Source organism: Micrococcaceae bacterium Sec5.1 (assembly GCA_039636795.1).
GTDB lineage: Bacteria > Actinomycetota > Actinomycetes > Actinomycetales > Micrococcaceae > Arthrobacter.
Map to the genome: position 1 here is coordinate 4,550,321 of CP143430.1, position 24,457 is coordinate 4,574,777.

The window sequence follows — 24,457 nt, forward strand, 5'->3', positions numbered from 1 at the left end:
CTGGGTGGACTAAAATCCTCTGCGCCTCGCTGACAGACCCACTGAAAACCTAGAGAGCATGGGTTCAGTTCCACGCGTCGAAGTCACAATTTCATAAGCACGGATTGTTCCTCTGACCGGACCCTGTTGCTTCCCCGGGCGCTGACATAGTCTCTCTACATGAGTCCAGACGCCTTGGTTGAAGACATCGCGCACCTCTTGGAAGTCTGGGTGGCCGGCTGGTCCGGCTGCCGGGGCTATGAGTCGCGTCAAGAGGGACGCTTCCCCGCCGCGCTGCGGGCCGACAAGACGGGTGACTGGGAGTATTTCGCCCACGATCCCTCCGATGAAGAGTTCGCCGCGCTGGCGGCTAAGACTGCCGAAGCCGAGACACGGATCCTGACCGTGCTGACCAACGACGTCCAGCGCTACAAGTACTTGGCCGAGCAGCACGGGCTGAATGTCACTTCCGCTTCACAAACGATGATGATCGTGGACATGGAAACCCAGGATTCCGAGGACCCCTGGCTGCCTGACGATGACCTCGAACTCGCTACCTCGGAAACCAACGGCGTCCATCATGCGGTGGTCCACTCGGGCGAGAACGTGGCCGCGAGCGGCCGGGTATACGTGGTCAACGGCACCGCAGTCTTCGACAAGATCGTTACTGAACCTCAGTTCCAGCGCCGCGGCCTTGGAAGTTTCATCATGAAGGCCCTCGCCGCCCAAGCGTTCGAGCACGACGTCCAGAACGGGCTTCTCCTGGCATCCTTGGACGGCCAAAAGCTTTACTCCCACCTTGGGTGGGACGTGGTGTGCCACGTTCTGATGATGTCCGTCAGCAGCAGTGAAGGTTCCGACCTCTCCGTAGCGTGAGAGCGCTTGTTTAGCGGACCTTCGACGGCGGTCCATTCGGCTGCCGCGGTGGGCGTCGCCGTCCGCGCCGCAACAGAGTGACAGAATGATTTGGTGGCTGCACCGAATTCGCTGATCTCTTTGCTGGGCCGGAACCCGGACCCGGAGCAGCTGCGCCATGTCCACACCATCCCTGCCCGCAAGGCCGTCAACGAGCCGTGGCCCGAATGGGTGCACCCGGACATCGTCCAGGCCTACAGCTCGCTGGGCATCCACGAACCGTACCGACACCAGGTCCAAGCCGCCAACCTCGCCCAGGCAGGCCAGCATGTGGTGATCGCCACGGGCACCGCCTCAGGGAAATCGCTCGCCTACCAACTACCCGCACTGGATGCGATCCACCGCTCGGAGCTGAGGGTATTGTCCGAGCCCGGAAAGATCCACGACGACGGTGCCGTGACACTTTACTTGTCTCCCACGAAGGCCTTGGCGGCAGACCAGTTAGCTGCAATCCGTTCGCTGAAGCTCCCTACCGTTCGAGCAGAAACATACGACGGCGACACCGACGTCGCGTCGCGCCGTTGGATCCGCGACCATGCCAATTTCATCCTGGCAAACCCGGACATGCTGCACTTCGGCATTCTGCCCAACCACACGTGGTGGGCGCGGTTCTTCCGCAGGCTGCGCTATGTGATCGTGGATGAGGCTCACAGTTATCGGGGTGTTTTCGGCTCGCACGTAGCCAACCTCATGAGGCGTCTTCGCCGGATCTGCGCCTACTACGGCGCCGGGACCTCCTTCCCCGAACCAGTATTCATCGCCGCTTCTGCCACGGCGTCGGAGCCCGCTGTCTCCTTCGGACGCCTCATCGGTGCTCCGGTCCGGGAAGTTTCCGAAGACTGTTCTCCGCATGGCTCTACGACCGTGGCGTTCTGGGAGCCTGCTTTGACGGACGTCAAGGGTGAAAACGGAGCCAAACAACGCCGGACTGCCGTGGCAGAAACAGCGGACATCCTGGCGAACCTTGTTTCCTCCCGGGTTCGGACCATTGCCTTTATCAAGTCCCGGCGCGGCGCCGAGTCGATTTCGTCGATCACCAAGCGACTGCTGGATGAGGTGGATCCCAGCTTGCCCAGCCGCGTGGCCGCGTACCGTTCCGGGTACCTTCCCGAAGAGCGGCGTGCCTTGGAAAAAGCGTTGCGGTCCGGACAGCTGCTGGGGGTTTCCAGTACCTCTGCCTTGGAACTCGGCATCGATATCTCCGGGCTTGACGCGGTTTTGGTTGCCGGTTGGCCAGGGACCAGGGCCTCGCTCTTCCAGCAGATTGGACGCGCAGGAAGGGCTGGTCAGGACGCCATAGCGGCGTTCGTGGCAAGCGACGACCCCTTGGATACATACCTTGTGAACCATCCGGAAGCTATCTTCGATGTGTCGGTCGAAGCCACAGTATTTGATCCGGGAAACCCGTACGTCCTGGGACCTCACCTGTGCGCGGCAGCAGCGGAGTTGCCAGTGGGCCCGGCTGAACTCGAACTCTTCGGGCCCACAGCGGAAGGCCTCCTCGACCGGCTGGTCTTGCAGGGATATCTCCGCAAACGCCCTGTGGGGTGGTTCTGGACCCATCCGGAGAGCGCAGCCGGCATGGTGAACCTGCGTGCTGACGGAGGTGGCCCTGTGAGCATCGTTGACGCCGAGACAGGTTCGCTTCTGGGGACGATGGACTCGCCGCAGACCCACTATCAGGCACACACCGGGGCGATCTACGTCCACCAGGGGGACAGCTACCTGGTGGAGGAACTCAACGAGGCGGACCACTGCGTCATGGTGAGGCGCGTGAACCCCGATTTTTACACCACGGCACGGGATGTAACGCAGATCGAAGTCCTGGAAACCTCGCGCTCGGTCCAATGGGGCGAGATCACTGCGCACTTTGGGGACGTAAAGGTCACAACCCAAGTGGTTTCCTTCCAGCGCAAGGCATTGATATCGAACGAGATCCTGGGCGAGGAGCCGCTTGATCTCGGGGCCAGGGATTTGTTCACCAAGGCCGTATGGTTCGTTGTGGACAACAGGTCACTGCATGGTGCCGGCTTGGTGGAAGCGCAATTCCCCGGTGCATTGCATGCTGCAGAACACGCGGCGATAGGCCTCCTTCCGCTGGTGGCGTCCAGTGACCGTTGGGACATTGGCGGTGTCTCCACTGCCCTGCATGCCGACACTGGGGTACCGACGATCTTCGTCTACGACGGTCACCCTGGCGGCGCCGGATTTGCCGAGCGCGGCTTTGAAAAGGCCAAAGTCTGGCTGACAGCCACCCGGGAGGCCATCAAAGCATGCGAATGCGAAGCCGGCTGCCCGTCCTGTGTGCAGTCGCCAAAATGCGGCAATAAGAACAACCCACTGGACAAGGCAGCCGCCATCACACTTCTGGATGTCCTCTTGAAAGACGCCATCTAGCTGCAACGGCTCTAGGCAACCCTGCGGCCCAGTCCGTTACCTGGCTAAGGAGGCGGCCCAGCGCGTGCCCTGCCTGTAGCCGTGCCGAAGAGGAACGGTTGTTCCAGCTTGGTGGCGAGCTCCACGACGTCGCCCCCGACGACGTCGCAGGCAGTCAGTGTGGCACCCTGCTGTCCTGCAACGCTGGCCGCCACAGCACAGGGCTCACCCGAGGCTATTCCACGCGCTGCATCCGCCGCCGCGAGAGCTGCCAGATCTGCTGCCGACGCAGCCCGCGACGCCATGACCCCCGCTTGGGCAAGAAGCAGCAGCCCGCCAAGCAATGCCAGGACTGCGAACCCCAGTGTCAGCGCCAGGACTGTGCCGGATCCTAGCTCAGGGTGTGACGCTAAAGGAAGACCCTTCAGCGTTCGCCGCCATAGGCACCGCACCCTCACAAGGGAATCCATGGGTTCGCCGCAACCCGTAAGGCGGTATCCCCCGGTGGCATGTTCCACGGTGATGCCACTTGCGTTACCCCGCCCACCAAGGCCCCCGGCATGTCACTCACGTCGCTCCGACCAGATGCCCCGGGTGTTTCACCGCGGGCCGACGCCGAAGCTCTGAGAGTCCATGGGATCAGTGAACCCAACGAGCCTGCTACCGCCGCGGAGGCTGTCACAGTCACCCAATCGCCGTCGCTTGCCACCCCCGCAGTTGCCCCCTCGCCCGCCATGCGCCTGACGATGCCCTGCACTTCGCCAGTACTCTCGCCCCGAGCAAGACCTCGAGCACCCGCCCTGGCCGCCTCCTCCAACCGCAGCTGGGTTATCCCTGCTGCACCGGCCGCCAGCAAGAAGGCGAACAGAAAAATCACCGCTGGCAGGGCAACTGCGAACTCAGCTGTTACCGCACCACGTTCGTTCTGTCTTGTGGACATTTTGATGGGCAGAGGCGCCGCCTCGATTGGGAGAGGTACCGGCTTGATTAGGAGAGGTACTGGCAAGGTCATGGCAAGGACAACGCGGTGCGAACCAGATTGAGCAGGAATCCTCGAACTTCCTCGCTCCGCAGGATAACCACCAGCAGACCCGCCAGGCCCACGGCCGCGAGCGTTGCTATGGCGTATTCCGCTGTTGCCATGCCGCCTTCGGAGCCCATGAGCGGGGTTCGCCTGAGGCTCGTCTGCCTGAGAGGGGTCCGCCTGAGGGTGGTTTGGCTGGGGCTCGTCCGCCTGAGGGTGGTTTGGCTGGGGCTCGTCTGCCTGAGGGTGGTTTGGCTGGGGCTCGTCTGCCTGAGGGTGGTTTGGCTGAAAGTGCTGTGCCGGGGAGGGGTCTGCTGGGGGCTGCTCGGCTTCCAGCTGGCCTGCCGGCGGATCCCGCTGGGTGTACGACTGCGCAAGTAGTTGGTCCACTTGCTGATCCATGCTGTCCCAACCCGTTGGTTGTCCAACTGCTGGATTGCGGCCGGAGCGTGAGGTTCTACTCGGTTAAACAGCTCGATCTCCAGCTGCTCCATCCCATGCTCTTCAATCCCGAACTGCACACCCGCCCGGTTGCCACTCTTGTGTTGTGGGGCCTCATCCTGGCCCCTGCCATGCCCGACGGATGCAAGACCGGCAGTATTTGCTGCGAGCGCACGCGATGCGTTCCGTCGGTCAGACCGCCGGGCGTGGAGGGTGCTGGAGGGAGTTTCCATAGTATGTTTCCTTTCAGAAAAGTCGGCAGATCTGCCGGTTGAAATCGACTCTTCCCTGACTCCGGCCGACCCTGAAGCCCCTGGTTCATCCAAGTGGATAAACCCACGCTGGGACTGGTTGTGGAGGAAAAGAGCGGCCTCTGTGCGGGAAAAGAGCGGCCTATGTGGAGGAAGAGAGTGGCCAGCCCAGGAGAATAGACTGGCCGGTCTGGACGAAGGGACGTCGCCGCACATGCGCTGATGACCTGCGGCTTATCCAGCCGGAAGCATGGCGATGAGGACCGGCACGATTCCCAGACAAATGAAGGCCGGCAAGGAACAAAGGCCCAGAGGAACCACAAGCTTCACTCCCAGGGCGGCGGCTCGCTTCTCGGCGGCACGAAATTGCTCGCGGCGCTCCCTGGCCGCTTGGGCATAAAGAATCGAAGCCGAGGGCGCACCAGTCAAAGCGGCGAAAGCCAGAGCGTCCTTCAAACGCGCTACTTCGGGCTGGTGCTGGGTGGGGTTTCGCCAGGCAGCGTCCCAGTCCGCCCCCATGGCCAGCGCAGCGACGACGGGACGGAGATCCTGGCTGATTTTCGGTGTGGCGCTGTGGGAAATCAGTTCCAATGCCCGCCCTATCCCGGCACCTGCATCCAGCATGGAAGCTACGAGTTCGAGCATCATGGCCGTGTCCCGAAGCCCGTCCCCGGCAGTGGCGTTATCTGGCTGAAGGCCGGGATCGCTCTTGGAATTATGGTCGTCCTTGGAGTTATGGGCCTCGGCCAAACTTGCGTGCAGCCGGTCTCGAAACCCTGCCGGTCTGGCGAATCCGACAAAGGCTGCCAGAGCCAGTACTCCCACCAGAGCCAACAATTGAATTCCCAACATCATGTGGCCCCTACCGCGGAAGCTACGAGTCGGGAGGACCATACACGCCCTGCCACGGTCAGCAGAAGGCCAACGATCAGAGTGGCCACACCGAGGAAGTTACCCAGCAGGATTCCCAAGGGGTCCACCCCCAGGGCCATCCCCAGCACCAAGCCAAGTACCGGTAGCCAGGACAACAGCCTGACCGTGGCTTTGGGTCCAGCGAGGGCAGTTTGACGTGCCGCTTCAGAATCTTCCTCCGCTTCGAGTTGCGCTGCGAACCGGGTGAGGAGCTCTGCGAGTGGACAGCCGCTGGTTTCGGCTACATCCAGGCATGCAGCCAATTCCATCCAGATACGGCGTTCTGTGCTTCCTCGGCCGGGATAGACCTTCGCGGAGGTGTTGCGAATTGCTTGTGCTGGTGAATTTCCAACGGCCGAGGCTGCCCGCGCTGAGGCCAGCACCCTGACCGATTCCACTGAGATTTTTGGAGCGGGTTGGTGGCCTCTGCTCCTGGACTTGGCGCCCAGGCAAGGCCTGGAGCTATGGACGAGCCACAACTCTTCCCAAAGCTGCAATTGTCCACGTCCTCCTCGCAAGAGGGCAGCGAGCTGCTGCACCAACACCACGAGGGACAAGGGTTCTATCTTCGCCCGCCACAGCCGGCCCCACGGCCCTTTGTCCGCTTCTGATGTTGCATGCTCTTTCCCAACACCGATCCCACTCAGGGATGAGGGCTTGGCGAGTTTTGCCCGCATTCGCCGGCTGCCGGCTTGGGGCGGCTTGAGCTGGAGCCATACCGCCAGCGCCAGGGCTAGAACCAGGGTGGGGATCACGAGTCCAAGCCCATCACTGTGAGTACATCCGAGCCGACGGATAAGCCCTGCAAAGATCCGCCCGCCTCGCCGGATGATCCGGGAGAAAGCCGTAAATTCAGCTCAGCCCAAGCAGGTCCATGCACCAGGCCTTCGGGGCTCCATCGCAATGCGGTCACCACTCGTTGGCCATCCAAGGAGTCAGTCAGCACACCGATTGAGCCTACTTTCCGCCCCAAAGGCGTCCGTTCCACGTGAATCACAACGTCCAATGCACTTGAGACCTGCAACCGCACGGCCTCGGCGTTCAACCCTGCAAGCGCGCCGAGGGCTGTCAGCCGTGCCGGAACTGCTTCCGCCGTGTTGGCGTGGATTGTTCCTCCACCGCCTGTATGACCGGTATTGAGCGCGGTGAGCAACTCGCGGACCTCGGCACCCCGGCACTCCCCCACAATGAGCCGGTCCGGACGCATGCGCAGGGCTTGACGGACCAACTCGCCAAGATCCAGCGCTCCACCTCCCTCAAGGTTTCCATGGCGCGATTCAAGCGTGACCACATGAGGGTGGATCGGGTTGAGTTCAGCGGCATCTTCGATCAATACCAAGCGTTCGGACGGGTGGCACAGCCCGAGCATGGTGGACAGGAGCGTTGTTTTCCCTGATCCGGTGGCACCACTGACAAGGAAGCTCAGGCGCCGCTCCACAATCGCGCGGAGAAGAGTCTCGATGTGCTGATCGAACATGCCAGCTTCGCGCAATTCAGCCATTGTGAAGGTTTCTTCGCGTCGAATTCGAATCGATAACAGAGTCCCCGCAGTTGATATCGGCGCCAGAACTGCGTGCACGCGATAGCCGCCTTTGAGCCTGACGTCCACGCAGGGAGAGCCGTCGTCCAACCGGCGACCACCTGCCGAAACCAGCCTTGCGGCCAGCGCCCTGACCTGCTGTTCAGAATCGAAATGCACCGGGGACCGTTCCAGGCCCCGTCCCCGGTCGAGCCAGACTGATTCGGGGCCATTGACAAAGATGTCTGTGACCGAGGGATCGTGCGCAAGCTGTTGAAGGGGCCCTAGACCATTCAATTCCGCATTGATGGATTCCGCGGCTTCCAGTGCTCCCGAGGTACCCAACAGTTTGCCGCTGGCCTGCACGGCGGCGGCCACAGTCGAGGGTGTTACCGGCCCATTCCCGGCGAGGACAGACTCCCGGACCGTTTCGAGAAGCACGGAGTCCAACCGACGGCTCTGGCTGCGGCGCCCTCCCGTGAATGGTGTCCCTGTCCGTGACCATCGCGGGATACTTTTCTCCGACCGGCTCATTCACCAGCGCCGTTCAAGTCCAGCACGCCCCGGGCGAAGCGGTTCACGGACTTGCGACGGCCCAGCTCAAGGAGCCGGCCGAGCTCGGTCCCTGCGGCCGCTCCTCGAATCTCCGGAAGAATCCCCAGGAGTGGCAGTCCCAACGACTCGGCAATGAGTTGAGCATCAACCGCCGAAGGGCCACCACCCCGGACCACCAACCCCGTGTCCAACGGTGGCAGCTCGTTGAGGATACGTGCCGCGGCAACAGCCGGTTTCAGGTGGGCTGTGGTCATCAACAGCATCTTCTCGCAGTCCCACGCAAAGGTTCGAAGGCATTCCTCACTGCGCCCAATGTCCACCACGACGAGTTCGAAACTTCGCCGCGCGGCATCCAGGACAGCGGCCACAGAACCGGCATCCGGCATGGTGAACGCTTCACGTGTACCCGGCCAAGACAGGAACGCGAAGCCACCGGCCACCGGCAGGGAGTCCCTGAATTGGGCGGGATCGATGCTCCCCCGCGTTTCGGCGAAGTCCGGCCAGCGCAAGCCGGCCAGCTCTTGAACGGTGATTGCCAGTTCCAGGCCCCCACCCCAGGGATCCCCGTCCACCAGCATGGTGCTGATGCCGTGGCCCGCCGCTGCCTGGGCAAGCCAAATTGCTGTGGTGGAAGCTCCAGCCCCACCGCAGCCTCCAACAATCCCGATAACGAACCCGCCAGGTTCCGGCAAACCGGACACACTCAAGTACTCGGCCAACCAGTTTGCGGCCTCGGGAAGGACAGCTACGCGCTCTGCGCCCAGGGCAGCAGCAAGCCGCCACAAGCCGTCCCCCTCAACAGACCTGCCCAGTAAGACAGTGGGCGCCTGCCTTCGTGGCGGCAGCTCACGGATGTCGCTGCCCACCAGGACGACGTCGGCACCGTCCCAGCCGTGGATTGCCTCTCCGACGTCGGCGGCCAACTGGAGGCTGCCACCTGCCGCAGCAACAATCCTTCGCGCCTCCTCCTGAAGGTAGGCGTCGCCGGTGACGAGGAGGATATTGGCAGCTTCACGCGGCATCCACGAGTTGTCCGTGGTCTGCCCCAAAGGTTCGCTGCTGGACCGTCTGTGCCGAAGCTGTCGCTTGCTCATGAAGCCACTTTCCCGGCGTCGAAGCCTTGGACGTAAGCTCTCAAACGCCCCATGTGGAGAACCCAGCCCAACCAAGGAGTGTGGAGGAACAGTTGCTGTACTGCGACAGGGCAGAATGGACACATGTATTTGCTGCTCGCCGCCCATCCGGACGGCGCAGCCATACAAAGAGTTTCTCCGTCCGGGAAGGCCACCACCGACGCGCGCGTCGTCACACGAGGTGAGTTGCCCGGCGTCGTCCGTGAACTGGAAAGCCAACGGCCCCGCTGGGTGTGGCATCGCGCGCAGGACTTCTACCCGGACCTCCTGGCGAACGGCGTGAAGCTGGAGCGCTGTCATGACCTCGCTCTCTGCGGAGCTATCCTGGCGCACTCCTCTTTCACGGCGCACACAGACTATGCAAACAACGCTGAAAAGCTCACGCAGGACGACGATTCAACGCCGCCGCGGGCACTCCAGCCTCCACCTCCGTCCGCCGATCAGGGCGCACTCTTCGAGGACTTCAACCCGACGTCCAAAACTCCGGGGCTGGCTGAACTGCGGGATGAGTTTGCTGCGCAACAGCACGCGATCGCCCAGGTCCCTGCAGACAACCAACTGAAGCAACGCTTGCAATTGCTGCTCGCGGCCGAGTCCGCCTGTGCAATCGTTGCGGTGGAAATGCAACACGCCGGCGTTCCCTGGCGGGAAGAGGTGCACGAGCAGATCCTTGCCGAGGTACTCGGTCCCCGTCCGCTACTTGGCCACAGGCCCAGGGCACTTGAGATGCTGTGCAACGAGCTGCGGGAGATCCTCAAATCACCAAGCCTGAACCCGGACTCGCCACAGGACCTGATGCGCGCCCTTCATCGGAACGGCATCGAAGTCAAAAGCACCCGGCAATGGGAGCTCCAGGAGTCCAAACACCCCGCGATCCAGCCACTGCTTGCGTACAAGAAGCTCTCCCGCCTGCACACCGCGAATGGTTGGGCCTGGCTGGATGCCTGGGTTCAGGACGGCAGGTTCCATCCTGAGTACGTGGTGGGAGGCGTGGTCTCCGGCAGGTGGGCCTCACGTGGCGGCGGTGCCCTGCAGATTCCCCGGAATATCCGCGCGGCAGTACAAGCGGACCCTGGCCACAAGCTCATCGTCGCCGACGCCTCCCAACTGGAACCCCGCGTCCTTGTAGCACTCGCCCAGGACACCAAAATGGCCGAGGCCGCGCGCGACAAGGACCTTTACGCCGGTATAGCCGCACAAGGCTTCGGCGGGGATCGGTCCAAGGCGAAGGTTGCGCTGCTCGGGGCCATTTACGGCGCCACCACCGGCGAATCGGGCAGGCTCATGCCGCAGTTGGCCCGCACGTATCCGCGAGCGGTGGGCTTCGTGGAGCAGGCAGCCAGGGAAGGTGAGGCAGGGCGGACCGTCACCACCCGTTTGGGACGAAGCAGCCCACCGCCGTCCCACGGCTGGTTGCGAAGCCAACAGTCCACCACCGCCGAGGAGCAGCGGCGAGCCGACAACCTGGCACGCTCCCGTGGCCGCTTCACGCGAAACTTCGTGGTCCAGGGTTCGGCCGCGGAATGGGCTTCCTGTTGGTTGGCGGAATTACGACGGCGGCTACGGGCCTTGAGTGCCGAAGGCTTACCCGCAGGGGAACTCGTCTTCTTCCTCCACGACGAAGTGATGGTTCATGCCCCGGACGAAGCAGTAGATGCCTGCATCCAGGCGATCGAGGAGTCCGCAAACGCAGCGAAAGAGCTTATGTTCGGCCGGATTCCAGTCGAATTCCCGGTGAGTGTCGCCGTCGTCGATTCTTACGACAAAGCGAAATAGGCACCTGCTTGTCCGCCTCGGCTGTCCGGAGGAAACTGGCCACGTGGGCTCGGACGTGCGTGATTCCGTGGATTCGTACATGGCTTTCCAACTAGCAGAGCTGGAGGGCTGCTTGCCGCTGGTCGGCGCGGCTGACCAGGAGGCCGTCCACGGCGCACGGCTGGCGCTTCGGCGGCTCCGTTCTGTCCTTTCATGCTACGAATCCGTTCTCCCTGACGTCCCGGAGGCCACGGGCCGGGATGTCCGGTGGCTGGCGCGTTCCCTCGGCGAAGCCCGCGACGCCTATGTTCTGTCCCAACGTTTGACGCTATGGCTGGACGCGTCAGAGGCCTGGTTGTCGCCGGACGCACTCCATGACGCCGTGAACAAGCTCCTGGCCAGCAGTAACGCAATGGCAACCCGGGTCGGGACCGGACGGCGATGGCAAGGAATCGTCAAGGCAACCCGGCAAGCCCTTCTTCCTGCAACTGCCGCTTTGGCGCCACGGGAAATTGACAACCATCCCAGCCTCCTCGAGGTGGCAGAACTCCTGCAGCCGCGTTGGGAGACGGTGCAGAAGAGTTTGGAAGCGGCGCAACGAAGCCTGGAAACGGACACCACGCAGGCTGATGAAGCAGAGCGCAACGACGTGCTCCATGACGCGCGAAAGGACATCAAAGTCTTGCGGTACTCCGTGGAGGCGGTGGCCCATGTCCTGGGTGCAGGCGCCACGGCAATCATCCAACCATCGATGGTCCTGCAGCGTCTCCTCGGGGAACAACACGACAGCGTGACTGGCCAAACATGGATAAAGAGCCTTGCGGAGATGCCCGGTGTGGAGTCCGTGGACGTCGAGGCCCTTCAAAGCATGGAACAGCGTCGGCTCGTCGAGACCGAAACCGACCTACGGGCAGCACTGCTCAGCTCCCCTGTCCCCGAGCCTCGCCGGATGCTGCTGGGTTGATCATTCGTCCCGTTCGCCGTAGACGGCGCAGCAGGCCGGAGTAGCCGGCGCCCCAGATTAGCTGCCGCTTTCAGAACAAGCCAGTCACATCCCGCAGTGTGATGGTGCATGACAATTCCATGACCGGTACCCCAAAGTAACTTTCTTTCCCGCCGGCTTCTGGATACGTTCTCTAGGTGGGACCGGCACACCGGCCCACGACTGTTGCAAGGAAGCATCAAGGGGGACAGCACAAAAATGGCTGGCAGATTCGAAATTCTCAAAGACACCGACGGCTCGTACCGGTTTCGCCTTACCGCGGCGGACGGAACAGTTGTAGCGGAGTCACCAACGTTCAAACATCTCAAGGGCGTGGTGGACGGCATAAATGCAGTGCGTGAAAACGCCGCAACGGGGCTGATCGTGGACCGTTCGACGGCGAACCGCAGGGCCGCCTGAAAGGCACCTGCGGCGGAGCTGCTAGAGCTCGATCTCGTACAGCTTGTCCTGGTCCCAGGGGACCGTCCATCCCAGTTCGTCGAACAACCCGCTGAGAACCATCCCGGTGAAGCCCCAGACCACCAATCCCTTAACGGTGAAACCTGGACTGGAGAAAGTGCGGCCGAAGCGGGAAATAGTGGCGGTTACCCGGTTGACGGGGTCCAGGAGATCGCGAACCGGCACCCGGAACACCTGGGCCGATTCGGCGTAGTCCACTACACGAACGGGCGACGGCGAGTCCCACCAGGCTAGTACGGGTGTCACCCGGAAATTGCTGCGGATCAGCCCCAACTCCGGGATGACGCCCAGCACCTTGACACCGCTGACATCCAGCCCGGTCTCTTCCACTGCCTCACGCAAGGCGGCAGAAACCACGGAGTCATCCTCCGGATCCACGCTTCCGCCCGGAAATGCTACTTGGCCGGGGTGATCGTCCAGGGTGTGAGCACGTTCAAGCAGGAGAACGTCGAGATCCGCTGGCGCAAAGGGCCGTCCGGATTCGGCCGGGGCGTTGTCCAGCACGCCAAAGAGCATGAGCACGGCTGCGGCGCGATTGGTTTCCGGCGTGACGGGCAACTTCGCCCAGTGGGAAGAATGCTGCTGCTCGCCGGCCTCAAATCGGGCTACTAATTTGGCGAGGTCCTCGAACGCGGTCACCCGGGCCTCCTCTGCGATTCCATCCGGATCTCCGCCGCCCTGTGCGTCTCGGCCAGCAACTTCTCCAACAGTGCCTCATTGCCCGGCGCGAGCTCATACTTCAACAACTTCGCCGCCTTAACGGGGTCGGTCTCGCCGTCGCCGTAGCTGGGACAGAGGCTGGCAACCGGGCACGCTCCGCAGGCGGGTTTCTTAGCGTGGCATATCCTGCGGCCGTGGAAAACCACTCGGTGCGAAAGCATGGTCCAGTCCCGCGGTTCAAAGAGCTCAGCGACGTCGAATTCGATCTTCACCGGATCATCGGATGCCGTCCACCCGAAACGGCGGGCCAGCCTCCCGAAGTGCGTATCCACGGTAATTCCGGGGATACCAAAAGCGTTCCCAAGGACCACGTTGGCTGTTTTCCGCCCAACGCCAGGCAGCGTTACAAGATCCTCGAGGCGACCTGGAACCTCGCCGTCGTACTCGTCCACCAAGCGGGTGCTAAGAGCCAGGACGTTCCTGGCCTTTGCCCTGAAGAAACCAGTGGGCTGCAGGATCGATTCCAGCTCAGCAGGGTCCGCTTCCGCCAGGGCACGGGCGTCCGGGTAGCGGGCAAACAGGATCTTGGTGACCTGGTTTACCAGTACATCGGTGGTCTGGGCTGAGAGGACTGTGGCCACCACAAGCTCAAACGGGTTCCGGAAATCCAGCTCGGCGTGAGCATAGGGGTATTTCTCAGCGAGGATCCTGTTGATCTTGCGTGCCCGGCGTTTCAAGGCCAGCACGGATCCAGCTTCAGCGATGGTCACAGCGTCCTTCTCAGCCGCGTTCGATGTTGCTGAGCTCCCGCAGGACCCCAACCTTGCCGTCGGTGTCCTGAACCAGGAATTCGTCGCCACGATCCTCGAGGGCCAGAACCCAACCGCCAGGCTCAATGGTGAAGGCCGGAGCGCCTGTCCGTTCGTCATAGGCAGTTCGGGGCTGGGCTACGGCAAACCAGAAGGCCTCATAGGCAGGAGAATCTTCCGAACGGCTGGACGGATCCACAGTGGCACCAATGGAGTCGCTCACAGAACGGGTATCGGCGGACACGATGGGCGTGGCCATGGTGGCAGCCCATGCGCGCTCATTAGGTGGCGTCTGGGCGGGTGGCGTCTGGGCGGCGGGCTGCGGCGCTGCGGCTTGTGCAGCGGCGGGCTGCTGGGCGTGCTGGGTGGTAGCCGGTGCTTGAGTCGGTGTCTGCGGTTCTGCCTCTTTGCTCACGGCGACGTCGGGCTCGGCCGGTGACGGCTCTGGCGAAGCCTGAGCTGGCGACCCAGATGCGGCCGGGGCGGTTGCGGCCGGGGCCGCTGCGGTTGGGGCGGCTGCAGGCGAGGGACCGGCGGCGGGGGCGGCAGCTTGGGGTTCCGCAGGAGGCGTGGAATCAGCCGAATGCACGACGGCGGGCCCACCAGTTGGGGCCGGAGCAGTTGGGGCCGGAGCAGTTGGGGTCGGAGCAACGGGGCCGGATGTGGCTGGCGGAACGTAGGGGCTTGCGCCGGCTGGCGGAGCATAGGGATGGGCGCCAGCGGAACCCGCACCCTGTGGCTGATACGCGGAGGTCTGGAAGCCCGGCGTCGAGGGCCCGCTGGATGGCTTGGGCGCTTTAGGTTCCTTGGGAGCCTTGGGAGCAGCTGGTTTACGCGTGGGAATCGCGGCCTGGCGGGCAACAACGTGGGCCGGCGTTTCAGCGCGGCCCTTGAAATCGGCCGACAGGAAGGGCACATGCGGGGCCAGAACGGTGGCTACCAGCAAGCCCACGGAACCCACCAGGCCCAGCAGGACACTGCCGTTGAAGGAAGCAGCGATCGTCAGGAAGAACAGCGGCACCGCGAATGCAGCCGTCACGGAAGCGAACTGGTCAATCGACAGCGAGCCGACGCGGACAATGGTGCCGGGCTGCAGTCGGCGGGCAACGAAAAGCGCCACAACCACCACCGGCAGGATGATTCCCAGAAGAAGGAAGAAAAGGTTGTCAAGGTTCCACAGGTTGTAACGGCCCCCGAACATCGGAAGCAGTGAGGCGATGAACATCAGGAGTACAGAACCGAAAACCGTGAGGTCACGAATGGTGAAAGGGCCGGCAACAGCCTCGTATTTGGTGGGTGCGCCTGAGGCGGACTTCGCAGCTGTGGCGGTGCCGGCGTCGTTCGCCTTTCCAGCCGCGGTGTCCGGTCCCGTCGGGTGTGAGTCGTGCGGGCCTGGGCTCAGCTGGTTCATCTATTTCTCCTTCGTACGGCGGCGCCTTGGACAGTCCGGACCGGTATTTTCCGCAGGTTTCCGCGGAAAACCGGGCACACCTGACGATGCGTCCCAAGACTTATTCAGCCTATGCCACGCCACTGACACTCTTCTAGCTGAAATCGGTCATGCTGCTCCGTCCACAGGGAACTCCAAGGTTCCTTACAGTCAACGAATGCCAAGTGTCGTCATGTAAACGGTTCCTGACAGCCAAAGCAGCCATTCGTCGCCGAATCCGTACCGCTCGCTGACCCATTAGTGACCACGCACACGTAGGACCTCCCAAAGCGATAGTGTTGAAGGCGGACAGCACTCTGTGGATCCTCCGCGGGACGCACGACGCCGGCTCACGGCTGGGGTGCGCACCCTGCCGGCGGGGTCCGCGCAGCAAAGATCGATGAATGATGAGGTTCACCATGTCCCAGGACACCACCGGATCCACGACCACCGCTGCAGCGTCGACGCCGCAGAACGGTCCGGCACCACACGTCGAGGCTCTCGAGAATTTGCTCCACGAGAACCGTAAGTTCCCGCCGTCACCTGAGTTTGCCGCGAATGCCGTGGCTACCGCCGATGAATATACAGACGCCGAAGCGGACCGTCCCGCGTTTTGGGCGAAGCAAGCCCGCGAGCTGCTCAGCTGGGACAAAGACTTCACGCAAGCCCTGGATTGGTCGGATCCGCCGTTCGCCAAGTGGTTCGTCGGTGGCGAAGTCAACGCCGCGTACAACGCACTGGACCGCCACGTGCAGAACGGCTTGGGAGACCGCGTCGCCATCTACTTCGAAGGCGAGCCCGGCGATACCCGCACGTACACGTACGCGCAGCTGACCCAGGAGGTCAAGAAGGCCGCGAACGCCTTCGAAGCCCTCGGCGTGGCAAAGGGAGACCGCGTGGCGGTGTACCTGCCGATGATTCCCGAGGCCGTCATCACGCTCCTCGCCTGCGCCAGAATCGGTGCTGTGCACTCGGTCGTGTTCGGTGGTTTTTCGGCCGACGCGCTCCGTTCCCGCATCGAGGACGCCGAGGCCAAGCTCGTGGTCACCGCCGACGGCACCTACCGCCGTGGCAAGCCCAGCCCCCTCAAGCCGGCCGTGGACGAAGCCCTGTCCAAAGAAGGACACACTGTCGAAAAGGTGGTTGTCGTCAAGCGCAACGGCGAGGACGTCAACTGGGTTGAGGGTCGCGACCTCTGGTGGAGCGAGACGGTAGATGCCGCCTCAACTGAGCACACCGCCGTCGGGCATGATTCCGAGCATCCGCTGTTCATCCTTTACACGTCCGGGACCACGGGCAAGCCCAAGGGCATCCTGCACACCACCGGCGGGTACCTCACCCAGACCGCATACACGCACAAAGTGGTCTTTGACCTTCACCCGGAAACGGACGTGTACTGGTGCACGGCCGACGTCGGATGGGTCACCGGCCACTCCTACGTCGCCTACGCCCCACTCATCAACGGCGCCACCCAGCTCATGTATGAAGGCACCCCGGATTCCCCGCACCAGGGCCGCTGGTGGGAACTGGTGGAAAAGTACAAGGTCTCCATCCTCTACACCGCCCCCACCGCGATCCGCACGTTCATGAAATGGGGACGCGAAAACCCGGGCAAATACGATCTGTCCTCCATCCGCGTCCTGGGCTCCGTGGGCGAGCCCATCAACCCCGAAGCGTGGATGTGGTACCGCGACGTCATCGGCGGCAACGCCGGCAAGAACGGCGAACGCAAGGAACACCCCGCCCCGATCGTGGACACCTGGTGGCAGACCGAAACCGGCGCGCAGATGATCGCACCCCTGCCCGGCGTCACGGCCACCAAACCAGGCTCGGCGCAGGTACCGCTGCCCGGCATCGCCGTGGACGTCGTGGACGAGAACGGCCAGTCCGTGGCCAACGGTGAAGGCGGCTACCTCGTGGTCCGCGAACCCTGGCCCTCCATGCTGCGCGGTATCTGGGGAGACCCCGAACGGTTCAAGGACACCTACTGGTCCCGGTTCGAGTCCATGTACTTCGCCGGGGACGGCGCCAAAAAAGACGAAGACGGTGATGTCTGGCTCCTGGGCCGCGTGGACGACGTCATGAACATCTCCGGCCACCGCCTCTCCACCACCGAAATCGAATCCGCCCTCGTCTCCCACCCCTCAGTGGCCGAAGCAGCCGTCGTCGGCGCCACCGACGAAACCACCGGACAAGCCATCGTCGCGTTCGTCATCCTCCGCGGTGACGCCGCAAACAACGGCGACGAAACCATCCTGGAACTGCGGAACCACGTCGGCAAGGAAATCGGCCCCATCGCCAAACCGAAACAGCTGCTCATCGTTCCCGAACTACCCAAAACCCGCTCCGGCAAAATCGTCCGCCGCCTCCTCAAAGACATCGCAGAAGGCCGCGACACCGGCGACGCCACCACCCTCGCCGACCCCGGCATCATGAAACAAATCGCCGAATCCCTCAGGAAATAGCATTCACGACGGCGCCGCTCCCCTCCCAAGGCGAGCGGCGCCGTCGTGCGTTCAAAAGGATCGTGACGAAGCCTCGACTCCATTTGCCACGCGGCAGCAGCGCCGCGTCCTAGACTGGAGCCAGAATCAGCCTCATGTTTGATGAGGCTCTCCAGAAAGGCCTTGATGCTTCAGGCAGCACGCCACTCCGCCATCATCGATGCCGTCCAGCGCGAGCGCGTTGTACGGGTATCGGACCTCGCCCAGTTGCTGGGCGTCTCCCCCATGACCGTCCGGCGGGATATCGAAGCCCTGGAAGAAACCGGCCGGGTAGAGCGTATCCACGGCGGGGCCAAACTTCCCGGCGATGCCAGCACCCACGAGCCCGGCTTTGAGCTCAAGTCCACACAGCTGACCGCGGAAAAGCATGCCATTGCGGTGGAGGCCGCCTCGCTCGTCCATGAAGGCATGGCGATCGGGCTCAGTGCAGGAACCACCACGTGGGCGCTGGCGCAGGAGCTCGTCCATGGTCCCAGAATCACTGTGGTTACCAACTCCGTGCGGATTGCCGACCTCTTCCATCACGGGTCTTCGTCGGGGCCGGCCCGGTTCGGCTCCACCGTGATCCTGATTGGTGGCGAGCGCACGCCGTCGGACGCTTTGGTGGGGCCGATTGCGACGTCCTCGCTCAAGCAGCTTCATCTGGACGTCCTGTTCCTGGGTGTCCATGGCATGGATGCACAGGCGGGTTTCACCACCCCCAATCTGCTCGAGGCCGAAACGGACCGGGCGTTCATGGCATCAGCCCGCAGCACTGTGGTGCTGGCCGACTACAGCAAATGGGGTGTGGTGGGCATAGCATCCATTGCCCAGCTGGAGGAAGCCGACGAGCTCATCACGGACTCGAATCTGGGCGAGGATGCTCGCCGCGTACTCGCCGAGAATGTTGCGAAGCTGAGAATCGCGGACGTCCAGGCCAAGTAGGCTCTCATACCGCGGGTGGAGGCCGGTCCGCAGAGTTCAGCCGCCGGACTGACGCCTTGGCATAGGCCCGGCAGCCAAGCTGGATCCATGAACGCCATCCTGCATGCCCAGCACCTCACCAAGCACTATCCCGGCAGCGTCGCGCTGGATCACGTGGACTTCGCCGCAAATCCAGGCGAATCCATTGCCATCATCGGGCCGTCGGGTTCCGGTAAGACCACCCTTCTGCACTGCCTCGCCGGAATTTTGACGCCCGACGCCGGTACGGTCACCTTGAGCTCGGCGGCCGGTCCGATCCGCTTGGATTCCCTCGGGGATGGGGCGCTTTCCCGTCTCCGCCGGGAGGAATTCGGGTTCGTTTTCCAGCAGGGCATGCTGCTGCCGGAACTGACTGCCGTTGCGAACGTGGCCTTGGCGCTGATGTTGAACGGCACCGATCGGACCACCTCCGAGGCCCGTGCCGCCGAGTGGCTGGCGGCCCTTGGCCTGGCCGGCATGGAACAGCGCAGGCTCGGCGAATTGTCTGGCGGGCAGGTCCAGCGGGTGGCCATCGCCAGGGCCCAGGTCACCGGGGCACGCATCGTCTTTGCGGACGAGCCCACAGGTGCTCTTGACTCTGCTACCTCCAATGAAGTCCTTGACGTGTTGCTTCACTCCATTGCAGCCAATGGTCGGACACTGCTGGTGGTTACGCACGATCCCAACGTGGCTGCACGCTGCCAACGCGTGGTGGAGCTGCGTGACGGCCGAATCGTGGCGGACACCGGCAGTGCTGTTTCCTCTTCAAGCCAGCCATCCTCTCCAAGCCAGCCGGCTCCGGCCACTACCAATTTCAAGGGTGCGTTCAATGTCTAGCCTTGCCCTGGCCCTACGCCTCACCCCCTACCTCTCCCGAAGCAGCAGCCTTCGTCAAACCGGGCTGCACCAAACCAAACTGCGCGACGCCGGGTTGCCGATTCTCGCGTTCGGCACGGTCACGGCACTCCTGCTGACGGTGGCTGGGGGATCACAAGTCTTTTGGTCCTGGTCTGATGACATCGCAGGCACCTACCAGGCGCTGGCCGTCGTCGCGATGGTTTTGCTCGTCATACCGCTGCTGACGCTCGGTGCCTCGGCAGCGCGACTCGCCGCCCGCCGTCGTGATGACCGCCTGGCGTCGCTTCGTCTCCTGGGGGCCAGTAGCACCACGGTCGTGTGGATGACGGTCATAGAGTCAACGGTCCTGGCGACAATCGGCGCGCTGGCCGGTGCCGGGCTGTATGCCTGCGCGGCGCCGTTTCTAGGATTGATCCAGTTCCGGGGACAGGCGATAGGCGGCCATGCCTGGCTGTCCGTGCCCTCCATTCTGGGATGCATCCTCGCGGTCTGCATACTCGCCGCTGCGAGCGCTGCGCTTGGCCTCCGCAAGGTTGTGCTGACGCCGCTGGGCGTGCGGACCAGGCAAACGGCCGACGGCGCCCACTGGGTTCGCGGCCTCATTGCGGCCCTGGTGGTGGTCTTCGGAGTAATGGCCATGGGCATGCTGAGCAGCTTTGGCGCGTTTATCGTGATTATCGCCGTGATGGGCGGCTGCTTCGGACTGGCGCTGCTGGCACTGAACCTGATGGGGCCGTGGGTCCTGCGGCTTCAGGCGTCATCGCAGCTCAAGAGGGCAAAGCGGCCCGAGCAACTGCTCGCTGCACGGACAGTCCTGGAAAGTCCCAAGGAATCGTGGCGACAAGTTGGGGGCGTCGCGATGACCAGTTTTGTGGGAGTGTTCGTGGGCGTCGGCATGGCGGTAGCGGACACGATGGGCGGCAGCGGGTCGGATGAAACCACGCTGCTCGTGAGCGATATCAACACCGGCGTAATGATCACCCTGCTGGGCTCGTTCCTGATGGTGGCTTGTTCCGCCGGCGTAAACCAAGCCGCCGCCGTGCTCGACGGTGCCTCCACCCTCGTAGCACTGGACCGGGTAGGGATGCCGCGGAAACTAATGGTGGCCGCGCGGGTCAAGGCGGTGATGTCGCCGTTGCTCCTGGTGGCAGGTATCTCTGCGGCGGCAGCAGCAGCGTTGGTTCTGCCACTGGCGGGTCCAGCCTTGTTGACTCGGCCCGTCGTGTTCCTGACCGTCGGGGGAGTTTTTGCGGCCGGTTTCCTGTTGGTCCGGCTCGCCCTGGCCGCGGGCACCGCCCAGATAAGCCAGGTGCTCGCCCGGCCCGAGCGTTACGCCAGCATGGACTCGTAGCCCCCCGATGTTCTCTCACATCATGGCCCTTTTTGACCGACGTTCTCTCACATCGACGGGGGATGTGAGAGAACATCGGCAGGTGAGCAGCAGGATGTGAGAGAGCATCGGCAGTCAAAGCGGCAGGATGTGAGAGAACGTTGGAAGGCTCACTTGCAACCGCACGACTGGCGCACGATCAACTCCGTGGGCAGGATCCTGTGCTGCAGTGCTTCGCCCCGACCCTCCCCCACCAGTGCCCGAACAGCAGCTTCAGCCATCGCCTCCACCGGTTGCGCCACGGTGGTCAACGCCGGCCAACTGTATTCGGAATCGAGGGAACCGTCGAAGGACACCAGGGCCATGTCGTCGGGAACGTTCAGGCCCGCCTCGTGGAGGGCGCGGAGAATTCCGATCGCCTGCATGTCGTTGCTGGCGAAGATTGCCGTAGGTCGGTTGGCCATGGCGAGGAAACGCTTGCCTACCTCGTAACCTCCCGGCCTGCTGAACTCCCCATGAAGCATGGGGCCATCCGGCAGTCCTGCCTCGCGCAAAGTTCTAAGCCAGCCCACTTCACGTCCGTCGAGCTGGTTGCCTGTGTTGGTTCCGATGGCCAGGCCAATGTTTGTGTGGCCGTGACCTATGAGGTGCTCGACGGCGGCCCGGGCGCCTGCTTCGAGGTCCACACCTACACTGGTGAACCCTGGCGGCGAGCCAGCATTGTTCAGCAGCACCGACGGGATTTCCGACGCTTCCAGGTCGGTCAGATCGGGATCGAACACGCAGCTCGCCAGGAACACTCCGTCCACTTGCCGTGCGGCCAGGTTGCGGATGTTTTGCCGCTCTTTGGCAAGGCTGCCGCCGGAGTTGGTGAGGACCATGCCGTAGCCAAGTTCTGCCGCAGCATCTTCAACGGCATGGGCGAGCTGCGAGAAAAAGGGGTTGGTATTGTCCGGAACAATCACGCCGACAGTTTCGCTTGACCCGAGCTTCAGAGCCCGGGCCGCAGCGTTGGGACGGTAGCCGAGGATGCGGATGGCATCGCGCACTTTGGCTTCCGTCGCCGGGGCCACGTTCTTGGGCCCTCCGTTCACAACGTAACTTACGACGGCGGTACTCACCCCGGCGTACCGGGCCACGTCCTTGCGTGTAACCGGTCCGCGCGGGGTTTGTACTGCCGAAGTTGTCATGACCTAAATGCTAGCTACAAGGAGGGAGCGTCGCCGAAGTCCCGGATGGGAAGGCGTTCGCCGCCGCGGAGGGCAGATTCGTGGGCTACGATTCCGGGCAAGGTGAAACGGGCCGCGACCCAGGCATTGACGGGCGGCAGCGTCCGGTTGTTGACCGCAGTGACAAAGTCATCCACAAGGAATTGGTGGCTGCCTTCGTGTCCGTTGGGCGCTCCCAGGAATTCCTCGGGCAGCCGTGATTGATCGTGGACCGGCGCCAGCCCGGAAATGAAGGCATCCCGGAGCTCCGGGGCCACGTCAGCCAACGATGGATCATCGGCTGACATCGTGGGCTTCGTCTCGACTTGTTCCGAGACGTCTTCCACCTTCGTTTTGTCCTGCCACACGGTGGTGGTTGCCAGCTGCTCGAAACTGGCTTCGGTGCCAAAGAAGCGGAAGCGGGATTCGCGTAGATGTGAGGGATAGCCGACCCGGCGCATCTCATTGGTGCGCATCGCACCGCCGTCGTTCATTTCGAACAAGGCCGTGGCATTCGAGAAATCGTTGGCGAACATACTGACGTCTTTATCAAAGACGCCATCTCCGCGATCGTCCTTGACCCCAATGCAACTGACGCTGACAGCGTGTGCCGGTACTGCGCCGAGGACCCCGCCGATAGCGTGCGTGGGATACAGCATGGGCGGATAGCTTGCGGTTTCCTTCCACCGTTCGCCACCGCTGTATTGGTAGGCCTCGTAGAAACCCAGGTCCATGTCGTGGACGTAATCGCCTTCCGTGTAGAAGATCCGGCCAAACTTCCCGGCCGCGTGCTGTTGCCTGGCGAAGACTGTCGCGGGGTTGTAGTAGCTGGTCTCCCCCATGGCGTAAACGAGCTTGGTTTCGCGGACTGCCTGGATGATGCGCTCGATTTCCGCTTCGGAGATCGCCATCGGGACGGCTGAGTAGACGTGCTTGCCAGCGCGCAACGCCCGCTCGACGAGGGGTCCGTGAGTCCACCGCTGCGTGAAGATGGCGACAGCATCGACGTCGGACTCCAGGAGTTCCTCAAAACTTCCCAACACTCCATCAAGGCCCCAGCGTTCCTGGGCCGCTGCGGCGCGCTCGGGTAGTTCATCCACCACGTAAACGGCTTTGACGCCGGGGTGGAGCTTGAAGAGGTGCGCGAACTGGCTGCCGAACTGCCCGACACCTAGAACACCGATCGAAAACGTCATCGTTTGCCTTCCCTGAAGCTGACTTGGCAGCAGTTGTAGTGGCCCCTCACTGGGCTCGTTTGAGTCTTTCACTGCGATCTACACGAGTCAACAAATTGGACATAAACGAACAAATATTCCCAAAAAGCTTGCATCGTTCTGATCTACTCGTGTAGATTCTATCCCAGTTGTTACCCACATCACAGTCAGGAAAGGGTCGACGATGACCACGCTAACCAAGCAACCGGGCAACGCCTCACGGCGGTCAGCCAGGAATCTCCTGGGCCGGCAACCCCGCAAGCTGCAACCTGCCAAACGCAGCATGACAAGCCGCCTGGGTGATCTGAAGATCGCACTCTTCTTCATCTTCCCCGCCGTTATCGGCTTCGTGGCGTTCTTTCTGATCCCCACAATCCGCGGCATCTACCTCAGCTTCACTGAGTACAGCATCCTCGGCGAACCCACCTGGATTGGGCTGGGGAACTACACGGCAATCTTCGGCGATGAACTGTTCTGGAACGCCATGGGAGTGACAATCCAGTACGTTGTCCTGAACATCGGCTTCCAGACGATGATCGCGCTGGGACTCGCACTCCTGATGCATCGGGTGGCCAAATCCACGTTCATCCGGGGCGCACTCCTGCTGCCCTTCCTGGTGGCCAACGTCATCGTCGCCCTGCTGTGGTTCTGGATGCTGGACTACCAGCTGGGCATCGTCAACGAGGTCATGAGCTGGGTGGGCCTCCCCCGCGTCGCCTTCTTCGGCAGTGAGCAATGGGCGATTCCCACCATCGCTTTCGTGAACGTGTGGCGCCACATGGGCTACACGGCCCTGCTGATCTTCGCCGGCCTCCAGTCCATCCCCAACCACCTCTATGAGGTAGCAAACCTCGACGGCGCGTCCCCGGCCCGGACGTTCTGGAGCGTCACCATGCCGCTGCTCCGCCCCGTGTTGGTACTCGTGCTTGTGGTCACCGTGATCGGTTCCTTCCAGGTCTTTGACACTGTTGCGGTCACAACCAACGGTGGACCCGTCAACGCCTCGCGCGTGATCCAGATGTACATCTACCAAAAAGCTTTCGGCGAATCCGATTTCGGCTACGCCTCCGCATTGTCCGTGATCCTGTTCGTCATTCTCGCCCTGGTGGCCTTCGTGCAAATGAAGTTCCTCAAGGGCAACGAATCGGACCTGGACTAAGCCGGATTTGGAATAAGGAGAG

Annotated in this window: 21 protein-coding genes and 1 pseudogene; 10 read left to right on the top strand and 12 right to left on the bottom strand. The window is 62.8% G+C overall.

What is annotated here, in order from left to right; all coding sequences use genetic code 11:
• Positions 1-159: 159 nt before the first annotated feature.
• Together VUN82_20745 and VUN82_20750 are read left to right on the top strand one after the other, a co-directional pair.
• The gene (locus tag VUN82_20745) at positions 160-855 is read left to right on the top strand and encodes a GNAT family N-acetyltransferase (protein ID XAS71487.1); all 696 of its coding nucleotides are present in this window, start codon (positions 160-162) and stop codon (positions 853-855) included.
• A 93-nt stretch (positions 856-948) separates the two neighbouring features.
• Complete coding sequence (locus VUN82_20750; GenBank protein ID XAS71488.1) at positions 949-3,291, top strand: DEAD/DEAH box helicase; 2,343 nt, start codon at positions 949-951, stop codon at positions 3,289-3,291.
• Positions 3,292-3,335: 44 nt separating this feature from the next.
• On the opposite strand, the gene VUN82_20755 is transcribed toward VUN82_20750, so the two are convergent.
• From VUN82_20755 to ssd, 7 genes and pseudogenes are all read right to left on the bottom strand, one after another.
• Positions 3,336-3,740, bottom strand: a complete 405-nt coding sequence (locus VUN82_20755; GenBank protein XAS71489.1) for an Rv3654c family TadE-like protein — start codon at positions 3,738-3,740, stop codon at positions 3,336-3,338.
• Positions 3,725-4,282 carry a TadE family type IV pilus minor pilin gene (locus VUN82_20760; protein XAS71490.1) on the bottom strand — a complete coding sequence of 186 codons (558 nt, stop codon included), beginning with the start codon at positions 4,280-4,282 and terminating at the stop codon, positions 3,725-3,727. Before VUN82_20760 ends, VUN82_20755 begins: the two co-directional genes overlap by 16 nt.
• A pseudogene (locus VUN82_20765) lies at positions 4,279-4,434 on the bottom strand (DUF4244 domain-containing protein). Before VUN82_20765 ends, VUN82_20760 begins: the two are co-directional and overlap by 4 nt.
• A 786-nt stretch (positions 4,435-5,220) precedes the next feature.
• Positions 5,221-5,838, bottom strand: coding sequence for a type II secretion system F family protein (locus VUN82_20770; GenBank protein XAS74755.1), 618 nt, complete (start codon positions 5,836-5,838; stop codon positions 5,221-5,223).
• Positions 5,838-6,653: a hypothetical protein gene (locus tag VUN82_20775; protein ID XAS71491.1), complete on the bottom strand. Its 816-nt coding sequence runs from the start codon at positions 6,651-6,653 to the stop codon at positions 5,838-5,840. Before VUN82_20775 ends, VUN82_20770 begins: the two co-directional genes overlap by 1 nt.
• Positions 6,650-7,951, bottom strand: coding sequence for a TadA family conjugal transfer-associated ATPase (locus VUN82_20780; protein XAS71492.1), 1,302 nt, complete (start codon positions 7,949-7,951; stop codon positions 6,650-6,652). Before VUN82_20780 ends, VUN82_20775 begins: the two co-directional genes overlap by 4 nt.
• The gene (gene ssd / locus VUN82_20785; GenBank protein XAS71493.1) at positions 7,948-9,066 is read right to left on the bottom strand and encodes a septum site-determining protein Ssd; all 1,119 of its coding nucleotides are present in this window, start codon (positions 9,064-9,066) and stop codon (positions 7,948-7,950) included. The genes VUN82_20780 and ssd overlap by 4 nt, the downstream gene beginning before the upstream one ends.
• Before the next feature lie 123 nt (positions 9,067-9,189).
• On the opposite strand from ssd, the gene VUN82_20790 reads away from it, so the two are divergent.
• The 3 genes from VUN82_20790 (at position 9,190) to VUN82_20800 (ending at position 12,262) form a co-directional block, all read left to right on the top strand.
• Entirely contained in the window at positions 9,190-10,881 is a 1,692-nt protein-coding gene (locus VUN82_20790) for a bifunctional 3'-5' exonuclease/DNA polymerase (GenBank protein ID XAS71494.1), read from the top strand.
• Between the two features lie 79 nt (positions 10,882-10,960).
• Complete coding sequence (locus VUN82_20795; protein ID XAS71495.1) at positions 10,961-11,824, top strand: CHAD domain-containing protein; 864 nt, start codon at positions 10,961-10,963, stop codon at positions 11,822-11,824.
• Positions 11,825-12,061: 237 nt separating this feature from the next.
• Positions 12,062-12,262 (top strand): DUF1508 domain-containing protein, encoded by a 201-nt coding sequence (locus VUN82_20800; protein XAS71496.1) that lies wholly within the window; start codon positions 12,062-12,064, stop codon positions 12,260-12,262.
• A 21-nt stretch (positions 12,263-12,283) separates the two neighbouring features.
• Here VUN82_20800 and VUN82_20805 read toward each other — a convergent pair whose 3' ends face one another.
• Genes VUN82_20805 through VUN82_20815 form a run of 3 tightly spaced genes read right to left on the bottom strand, consistent with a single transcriptional unit; the run spans position 12,284 to position 15,202 of the window.
• On the bottom strand, positions 12,284-12,961 hold the full coding sequence (locus VUN82_20805; protein ID XAS71497.1) for a CoA pyrophosphatase: 678 nt from the start codon (positions 12,959-12,961) through the stop codon (positions 12,284-12,286).
• Complete coding sequence (gene nth, locus VUN82_20810) at positions 12,958-13,752, bottom strand: endonuclease III (GenBank protein ID XAS71498.1); 795 nt, start codon at positions 13,750-13,752, stop codon at positions 12,958-12,960. The genes VUN82_20805 and nth overlap by 4 nt, the downstream gene beginning before the upstream one ends.
• A 10-nt stretch (positions 13,753-13,762) precedes the next feature.
• Entirely contained in the window at positions 13,763-15,202 is a 1,440-nt protein-coding gene (locus VUN82_20815) for a hypothetical protein (GenBank protein XAS71499.1), read from the bottom strand.
• 437 nt (positions 15,203-15,639) lie between these two features.
• On the opposite strand from VUN82_20815, the gene acs reads away from it, so the two are divergent.
• The 4 genes from acs to VUN82_20835 all read left to right on the top strand — a co-directional run bounded on the left by acs (position 15,640) and on the right by VUN82_20835 (position 20,875).
• The gene (acs, locus tag VUN82_20820) at positions 15,640-17,685 is read left to right on the top strand and encodes an acetate--CoA ligase (protein ID XAS74756.1); all 2,046 of its coding nucleotides are present in this window, start codon (positions 15,640-15,642) and stop codon (positions 17,683-17,685) included.
• A gap of 165 nt (positions 17,686-17,850) precedes the next feature.
• Positions 17,851-18,648, top strand: a complete 798-nt coding sequence (locus tag VUN82_20825) for a DeoR/GlpR family DNA-binding transcription regulator (protein XAS71500.1) — start codon at positions 17,851-17,853, stop codon at positions 18,646-18,648.
• Between the two features lie 87 nt (positions 18,649-18,735).
• Positions 18,736-19,503 carry an ABC transporter ATP-binding protein gene (locus tag VUN82_20830; GenBank protein ID XAS71501.1) on the top strand — a complete coding sequence of 256 codons (768 nt, stop codon included), beginning with the start codon at positions 18,736-18,738 and terminating at the stop codon, positions 19,501-19,503.
• Positions 19,496-20,875: an FtsX-like permease family protein gene (locus tag VUN82_20835; GenBank protein ID XAS71502.1), complete on the top strand. Its 1,380-nt coding sequence runs from the start codon at positions 19,496-19,498 to the stop codon at positions 20,873-20,875. The genes VUN82_20830 and VUN82_20835 overlap by 8 nt, the downstream gene beginning before the upstream one ends.
• Before the next feature lie 149 nt (positions 20,876-21,024).
• On the opposite strand, the gene VUN82_20840 is transcribed toward VUN82_20835, so the two are convergent.
• Together VUN82_20840 and VUN82_20845 are read right to left on the bottom strand one after the other, a co-directional pair.
• The gene (locus VUN82_20840; GenBank protein XAS71503.1) at positions 21,025-22,044 is read right to left on the bottom strand and encodes a LacI family DNA-binding transcriptional regulator; all 1,020 of its coding nucleotides are present in this window, start codon (positions 22,042-22,044) and stop codon (positions 21,025-21,027) included.
• A 14-nt stretch (positions 22,045-22,058) separates the two neighbouring features.
• Positions 22,059-23,258 carry a Gfo/Idh/MocA family oxidoreductase gene (locus VUN82_20845; GenBank protein ID XAS71504.1) on the bottom strand — a complete coding sequence of 400 codons (1,200 nt, stop codon included), beginning with the start codon at positions 23,256-23,258 and terminating at the stop codon, positions 22,059-22,061.
• Positions 23,259-23,559: 301 nt separating this feature from the next.
• Here VUN82_20845 and VUN82_20850 point away from each other — a divergent pair, with 301 nt between their 5' ends.
• A complete protein-coding gene (locus VUN82_20850; GenBank protein XAS74757.1) occupies positions 23,560-24,435 on the top strand; it encodes a sugar ABC transporter permease in 876 nt (291 codons plus the stop codon).
• Positions 24,436-24,457 lie beyond the last annotated feature (22 nt).

Coding starts and splice junctions, on each gene's coding strand:
- VUN82_20745 (XAS71487.1), top strand. CDS start 160: ATGAGTCCAGACGCCTTGGTTGAAGACATCGCGCACCTCTTGGAAGTC.
- VUN82_20755 (XAS71489.1), bottom strand. CDS start 3,740: ATGGATTCCCTTGTGAGGGTGCGGTGCCTATGGCGGCGAACGCTGAAG.
- VUN82_20760 (XAS71490.1), bottom strand. CDS start 4,282: ATGACCTTGCCAGTACCTCTCCTAATCAAGCCGGTACCTCTCCCAATC.
- VUN82_20770 (XAS74755.1), bottom strand. CDS start 5,838: ATGTTGGGAATTCAATTGTTGGCTCTGGTGGGAGTACTGGCTCTGGCA.
- VUN82_20780 (XAS71492.1), bottom strand. CDS start 7,951: ATGAGCCGGTCGGAGAAAAGTATCCCGCGATGGTCACGGACAGGGACA.
- ssd (XAS71493.1), bottom strand. CDS start 9,066: ATGAGCAAGCGACAGCTTCGGCACAGACGGTCCAGCAGCGAACCTTTG.
- VUN82_20790 (XAS71494.1), top strand. CDS start 9,190: ATGTATTTGCTGCTCGCCGCCCATCCGGACGGCGCAGCCATACAAAGA.
- VUN82_20795 (XAS71495.1), top strand. CDS start 10,961: ATGGCTTTCCAACTAGCAGAGCTGGAGGGCTGCTTGCCGCTGGTCGGC.
- VUN82_20800 (XAS71496.1), top strand. CDS start 12,062: ATGGCTGGCAGATTCGAAATTCTCAAAGACACCGACGGCTCGTACCGG.
- VUN82_20815 (XAS71499.1), bottom strand. CDS start 15,202: ATGAACCAGCTGAGCCCAGGCCCGCACGACTCACACCCGACGGGACCG.
- acs (XAS74756.1), top strand. CDS start 15,640: ATGTCCCAGGACACCACCGGATCCACGACCACCGCTGCAGCGTCGACG.
- VUN82_20825 (XAS71500.1), top strand. CDS start 17,851: ATGCTTCAGGCAGCACGCCACTCCGCCATCATCGATGCCGTCCAGCGC.
- VUN82_20830 (XAS71501.1), top strand. CDS start 18,736: ATGAACGCCATCCTGCATGCCCAGCACCTCACCAAGCACTATCCCGGC.
- VUN82_20835 (XAS71502.1), top strand. CDS start 19,496: ATGTCTAGCCTTGCCCTGGCCCTACGCCTCACCCCCTACCTCTCCCGA.
- VUN82_20840 (XAS71503.1), bottom strand. CDS start 22,044: ATGACAACTTCGGCAGTACAAACCCCGCGCGGACCGGTTACACGCAAG.
- VUN82_20845 (XAS71504.1), bottom strand. CDS start 23,258: ATGACGTTTTCGATCGGTGTTCTAGGTGTCGGGCAGTTCGGCAGCCAG.
- VUN82_20850 (XAS74757.1), top strand. CDS start 23,560: ATGACAAGCCGCCTGGGTGATCTGAAGATCGCACTCTTCTTCATCTTC.